The following is a 2,577-nucleotide window of genomic DNA, read 5'->3' as shown; positions in this document are numbered from 1 at the left end:
TGATTTGCCAACAGAAGAAGAACGAAAGGATATTATTAAAATTCATATTAAAAAAAGGCGTTCTAATTTAAGCAAATTTAATATTGAAGAACTTGCAAAAACAAGCAAAGGTTTTTCTGGCGCGGAATTGGAAGAAGCAGTAAAAGAAGCAATGTTTCAGGCTTATGACAATGGAGAAGCTTTAACAAACGAAGACATAAAAGATGCCATTGAAAAAACTTATCCACTTGCAAAAACAATGAGCGAAGTTATTGATGATATGCGAAAATGGGCAAAAAGCAGAGCGGTTATGGCTTCAAACGAAAAGCCTGAAAAACTTGAAATAAAAGAAGAAAATAAAATACCAAAATTAAAACAAGAACAATACAATAACCCTTTTATCAAATAAACTATGTTGCATTATTTCACACAATTACCAAAAAATAAATATTTTTCACCAGAAGAAATGGTAACTATCGCTTATTATGCTTTTAGTCCTTTTTATCAATATCTTGATACAACCATTAAAGCACTTGATAAAAAAGAAGACATAAAAGCTACTTGGACAAAAGTAAAGCAGGATAATTTAGTTGAATTAAAAATTATTGGTAATTTATATGAAATCCCAAAAACTACAAAAATTAAACTTCTGAATATTGAAAAAGGTGTTTATTCAATTGAAGGTGATTATGAAAAAGATTTTGACATTCCACTAATAATTTGGAATAATAAACAAAAAATAAAAATCAAATTATCAGAACAAAACTTTATTTCTGAAAACAGAATAAAATTAAATAATATCTATGAAGAAATAGAAAAAGCCAATTGGGCAGGTGATGATGTTTTTGTAAAACCAACTTGGATAACAGTAAAAAAGAATGATAAAATAGAACAAGAAAACAACCAGTTTAATATCAATTCTGCAAACAATAATATTATTGAAATAAATGGTGTTTTGAATAATTCAGAAATTTCAATAAATAATAAACAAGTTGATTTTAAAATAATTGAAACATCAAAACAGCCTAAAAACACAAAATTAATAAAGGAAGAAAAAAACAGATTTATTGTTTATTCTGAAAAAAGCGGAAATCATAATTTTAAATTGCAAAACTTATTAAACAAAGAAAATATAAGTTTTGAAGACGGAACAAAATTTAATGCCGAACATCAAGAAAATTTAACTTTCAAAATAAAAGACAAATCAATAATAAGCAAAACAGTAATTTGTGATAATGTAAAATTTACAATTAAAGAACTTCGTAGTAATGATAAAAATCAATATTGGATACAACTAAACGAAATAGACGAAGAAAAAGATGATATTCCCGGTTTTTCGCCTTTAAAATATTTCTTTGATGATGATATTTCAATAAAAGACAATTCTGGAAATGAATACTCTGTTGCACAGGGAATTGAAAGTGAGTATAAGCTAATTTTACGAGAAAAAAACGTAAAAAAATATAATAGTTTTACTTTTCCTCAGGGTAAAAAACTACAAGTAAGAGTAAACACTTATCAACTTCGCAAACAATTAGAAGCAGTTTTAACATTGCAAAATATGCCTGTTTCCGAACATTCTAATTTAATAAAACTATTTGAAAAAAGAGAAGTTGTAAAATGGAAAGATGCTGAAAATAATTATATTGAAGACGATGAATGGATTGTTTTAACCGATGAAAACAGAAGTGGAAAAGAAGAGCAAAGAGAATTTGTTGAAAAAGCATTATCGACACCCGACTTTGCAATTCTTGAAGGACCGCCGGGGTCAGGAAAAACAACTATAATTTTAGAATTAATTTGCCAACTCGCAAAACAAGGAAAACGTGTTTTACTTTGTGGTTCTACACACGTTGCAATAGATAATGTTTTAGAACGTTTGAAAGATAAAAACAAAGAAGACGATAAAACCTTAATTGAAAAATACAATATTTTACCTGTTCGTATAGGTGATGAAAATCGTATAAATGAAGATATTAGAGAGTTTCAAATTAATAACTTACAAAGCGAACATAATATTTCAGAAAATTTATTACTAGATGCTGCAAATTTGGTTTGCGGAACTACTATTGGAATTTTACAACACCCGAAATTTAAAAGCAGAAGGTCATATAATCGCAAATACCCAACTTTTGATGAGCCAATTGTCCCTGAATTTGATTATTTGATAATTGATGAGAGTAGCAAAACTACATTTCAAGAATTTCTTGTTCCAGGACTTTACGCTAAAAAATGGATTTTGGCAGGAGACGTAATGCAACTATCTCCTTTTACTGACCGTGAGCAAATTGTAACAAACCTTGAAACTTTGCCATTAAAAGAAGGGACTTTACCAAAAGAATATCAGAGAGCAACTTTTTATTTGCACAAATTATTGGAAATTACGAAATATGCTAAAAATAAATTTATTTTGCCTGTTTCAAGTAAAGTTATTAAACCACTTTATACTGAAATAATTAAACGAAAACAAAATGTAATTATAGGTTTTTTTGATGCAAAAACTTACAACAGACTTGAACTAACGGCAAACGATATTATTATTATTGACAAAAATATTTTAAAAGAAAATATTAGCAAATTACCCGAAACACACGCAGT

The 2,577-nt window shown here is 27.7% G+C and carries 2 protein-coding genes; both read left to right on the top strand.

Features of this window, described 5'->3' with window-relative positions; genetic code table 11:
- Window positions 1-388, top strand: a 388-nt coding sequence (locus U9R42_09200) for an AAA family ATPase (GenBank protein ID MEA3496196.1), incomplete at its 5' end; no start/stop codon positions are given.
- A gap of 3 nt (window positions 389-391) precedes the next feature.
- The coding region (locus tag U9R42_09195; protein ID MEA3496195.1) for an AAA domain-containing protein at window positions 392-2,577 on the top strand (2,186 nt) is incomplete at its 3' end.

It is taken from the genome of Bacteroidota bacterium, from assembly GCA_034723125.1.
Taxonomy (GTDB): domain Bacteria; phylum Bacteroidota; class Bacteroidia; order CAILMK01; family JAAYUY01; genus JAYEOP01.
Note: the sequence above shows the minus strand (reverse complement) of the source record. Positions and strands in the feature narration are given on the sequence as shown.